This window comes from Microcystis sp. LE19-10.1B, assembly GCF_027530565.1.
GTDB classification, from domain to species: Bacteria; Cyanobacteriota; Cyanobacteriia; order Cyanobacteriales; family Microcystaceae; genus Microcystis; species Microcystis aeruginosa.
Genome location: NZ_JAPZQM010000644.1, coordinates 1 through 3,974, shown reverse-complemented (window position 1 = coordinate 3,974; position 3,974 = coordinate 1). Strand labels below are relative to the sequence as shown.

Below are 3,974 nucleotides of genomic sequence, written 5' to 3'. Positions count from 1 at the left end.
TTAGGAGTTGTCAAAACAAAGCGAAAATCAACAGTCAAGCTGATTGTAGCACCTTTTCCTGACCGGCAACGAAGTAGTCCCCAATTTTTTTTCAATAACCCCTTGACAAATTACACACAAGCTTAACTTCTCACCAATGGTAATCACATAGCATTTAGAAAAATCAATAAAACCATCTGTTATATGTCTTCCAGTTACTAAATAGTATCCTTCATGTACGGGTTTAGGACTATCGTGAGTTCCATCAATCACATAACATAAATTAGTAATTTTTGTATTCTCCCACCCTTCAGGAATACCATCGATAATCGGGGTGTGTTCGTGTCCGGGGAAGCGTAAACGGACAAACCATTCCTTGTAAAGTAAGCGGGCTGAACGTTCTAATAACTCGATGCGCCGGCGATTATTTTCGATTAAATCATCATATTTGGAGAGGATATCGGCGATTTTCTGTTGAATGGGAAGGGGAGGAATTTTGATTTTAATTGTTTTAATATCTTTGATCGGTAATTGTGGCTGTGCAACGCCACTGCGTAAGCTGTTAACTTGATTTATAAACAATGGAGAACAAATAAACAAATAGAAAAAATTAGGTAATAATTTATTGCGGTCACAACGAAATATTACCATTCCCGAATTAATCCTTATATGTTCATATCCAATTTTTTCATGATAATAAGCAACATTGCCCAGGGTTCCGCGAGTTGTCATTACAATGTCATGTTGAAATAGCTTTCCTTTTCTTAATTTTTCATCCTTATCTTCACTTATAAATTGACAATTATTAAAATCAAATCCCTTTTTTGTAACATTACTGGCATTTAAAAATAAGCAATATCCTATGTTTAAAAAATCACCTTGTTTTGGATAGTTTTTACCGCGATCACCATCAATAATTGCGATTGGTGCATCTTCGATCTTACAATTCTTCCATTCCATTTTTGTTTCCGAAAAAATATATAAATACAAGGATATAGGATATTATATTGTTTCAAATCCCCAACCCTTCAAAATTCTTCGCAATTTCATCAGCTAAACGAATCGCCCGCAGATGTAACCTTTTCTAACTTACCAAATTTGGGAATCACTGGTGAGAAGCGGGACTTTTTATCCCCCTAAATCCCCCTTTTCAAGGGGGACTTACGCAGCCATAGCGCCCGTCTCACCTCCAGCACCCCTACCGCGCTCCGATTCCGGTTCCGGTTCCCCTTCCGGTTCCGGTTCCCCCCTTGAAAAGGGGGGCTAGGGGGGATAGCCTTGAAAAGGGGGGCTAGGGGGGATAACCTTTTCAAGGAGGACTAAGGAGGATCATCAACCTCCGTACAGACAGGAAGCGAAGAAATAAACCCCGATATTTTCTCACAAACCGCCTCGAAATCGTATTTAACCTCATCATTGGTGAAACGGATCACCGTTAATCCGTATCCCTCTAAAACCTTCGTTCTTCTAGCATCATAAGCCATTGCCTCCGGAGTAAGATGAACCTCCCCATCCACCTCGATCACTAATTTCAACTTCGGACAATAGAAATCAACGATAAATTGATCGATCGGTCGCTGTCGCCACATTTTTAAAGGAAATTGTCGGAGAAAAGCCCATAACTTTTTTTCTGTCGGTGTGGGATTTTTTCGCATTTCCTTGGCTCTAGGGACTAAATCGGGATTGTAGGGTAGAAAATAAACACCGTATTTTAATTTAGACACGATCGCTATCTCCATCGGTCTCCTTTAAGGAAATATACCCAAGTTCTTTTTTAAATTCCTAACCCTTCAAAATTCTTCGCAATTTCATCAGCTAAACGAATCGCCTCGGAGTTGAGATCATTTAACTCCAGATGAATTTCGCGTAACGTTTCCTCGAAATCGAAATCCTCATCTTCCTCCTCTGGGGAAACGCCGACATAGCGTCCGGGGGTTAAACTCCAATCATTCGCCTGTAACTCCTCGCGATCGACCACTTTAACCAACCCTTCCACATCCCGCAGCTTGGCATCGGGGAACCTTTCTAATAACCAGTGAGCGTGACGGTAGAAACCACGAACCGATTTAAGCTGTTCGATCGCATTCTGACGGTTTGTATCGGCTTCTTTGCGTAAGGTGTTGAGTTCGCGGGAATTCCACCACAGTTTACTATCTCTTGCCCCCAGATCCTTCTCGGCACGCTCGATCGCTCGACCTAATAATTTATTCACCAGATCCGCCTGTTTGCCCAGATCCCGACTAAATTCGCCGTATTCGTGATAACAGCGGACAGCCTCGTGTAAAGTCTCTAAATCATCAGCGTTATAGGAAATCGGAGCGAAACCGGCGTATTTATCGATGTCATCTTTGAAAAGCTCAGATGCTGTTCGGAGTTCTAACCATGTTCCGTCTTTTTCATCGATGAGATTATAAAATTTCTCTAGGGCCTCGGTTAACTTGTCCAGATGCTCGCGATAGTTTTGTAAAAGAGCGATCGATCCCTGATACTCTCGATCGATACTCTGGCAATAACCGACAACCAAATCGATAAAACGCTTCGATTCGCTCCGATAGAGCCAGACAATCGAGAGAATATTCTCTAACTGCTCTGGGCTAAAATCGTTGATCGTCCGGTTTACTTTCCGGTAAATATTGCGGGCATCGATCATTAATATCTTATCTTGAAGCTCGGCGGGTTTCCCTCGATTGAGAAACCACAACTCGCAGGGTACGGAGCGGGTATAGAAAAAGTTGGAGCGGATCGCGATCATTATGTCCACCGTTCCCGTCTCGATTAACTTCTGTCTTACCTTGCCTTCGTCTCTCCCGGCGCTGGAAGCTTGGGAAGACATAACAAAACCGGCTTTTCCTCGATCATTGAGATAGCTGTAGAAGTAACTGATCCATAGATAGTTACCGTTGGAAACTTTGTTACTTTTATTAACCCCCGGCAATCCGAAGGGTAAGCGCTCATCACCATCTACCTTACTATCCACCTCGTCCACGTTGAAGGGAGGATTGGCCATCACATAATCCACTTTCCCGGCCAATGCCAGCGGATCCTCGTAGTAGGTGATCGCTTTTTGGATATCCCCTTCTAAACCGTGAACCGCGAGATTCATCTTGGCTAAACGAATTGTGGTCGGATTCTTCTCTAACCCTTTAAAAGTTAACATCTGGGGATTGATGCGCTGTCTCTCAACGAAATGTGCGCTCTGGACAAACATTCCCCCCGAACCACAGGCAGGATCGAAAACCAATCCGTGATCGGGTTCTAAAACATTGGCGATCAAAGATACTAGAGAAACGGGAGTAAAAAACTCTCCGTTATCGTGAGCTTTGAGATTAGCGAATTGTGTTAGGAAATATTCATAAATTCGCCCGAAAATATCCCCATCGGCTTTTTTTAACTCTTCTGGGTTTAAAATCCGTAGTAAATTCCCTAATACCACGTTATCTAGTTCTTGGTATTCCGTTTTCGGTAAAATACCCCCTAAAGGTGGATAATCCCCCTCGATCGATAGCATTGCTTCCATTAAGGAGGTCGAGCGATTGACGCTATCGGGGAGCGCCACCAGAAAATCGAACTGAGCTTTTTCTTGGAGATAGATCGCTCCTTTGCACAAGAAATCTTCTTTGGTTAAGGAGCGTGTTTTACCCCCTCGCTTCGGTAAATCCGCCTCTACCTCCCTTTTAACCTTGAGAAAACGACTGTAGGCATGACGGAGGAAAATCAAGCCCATAACGGGCAGAAAATACTCGTTACTGGCATAGTTAGAATTAGCGCGCAGGGTGTCGGCCGCTTTCCAGAGCTTTTTTTCGATCGCTTCGATGTTGTCCAGTTGGGCCATGAAATTTTACTCAAGAATTAGGTAGGGTTTGCTGAAAAAGTTTTTCCTAGGGGCAGGGTGTAGGGTGTAGGGTGTGGGGTGTGGGGTTTTACCGATTTTGAGGGGGTCAATTACCTAATTTTCAGGGAAAAAGTAGCTGAATTTCCCCCTGATCACTCCCATA

2 protein-coding genes and 1 pseudogene are annotated in these 3,974 nt (G+C 43.2%); all 3 read right to left on the bottom strand.

Going from position 1 to position 3,974, the window contains the following annotated elements:
* Positions 1-387 precede the first annotated feature (387 nt).
* A pseudogene (locus O9332_RS23225) lies at positions 388-939 on the bottom strand (restriction endonuclease subunit S); the annotation flags it as partial.
* A 359-nt stretch (positions 940-1,298) separates the two neighbouring features.
* Positions 1,299-1,718: an endonuclease domain-containing protein gene (locus O9332_RS23220; protein ID WP_002761599.1), complete on the bottom strand. Its 420-nt coding sequence runs from the start codon at positions 1,716-1,718 to the stop codon at positions 1,299-1,301.
* Positions 1,719-1,753: 35 nt separating this feature from the next.
* The gene (locus O9332_RS23215) at positions 1,754-3,811 is read right to left on the bottom strand and encodes a class I SAM-dependent DNA methyltransferase (RefSeq protein ID WP_288027607.1); all 2,058 of its coding nucleotides are present in this window, start codon (positions 3,809-3,811) and stop codon (positions 1,754-1,756) included.
* Positions 3,812-3,974 lie beyond the last annotated feature (163 nt).

What these genes read in the sequence shown, in the direction of transcription:
- O9332_RS23215 (WP_288027607.1), bottom strand. Translation starts at nt 3,811, where the DNA reads ATGGCCCAACTGGACAACATCGAAGCGATCGAAAAAAAGCTCTGGAAA.
- O9332_RS23220 (WP_002761599.1), bottom strand. Translation starts at nt 1,718, where the DNA reads ATGGAGATAGCGATCGTGTCTAAATTAAAATACGGTGTTTATTTTCTA.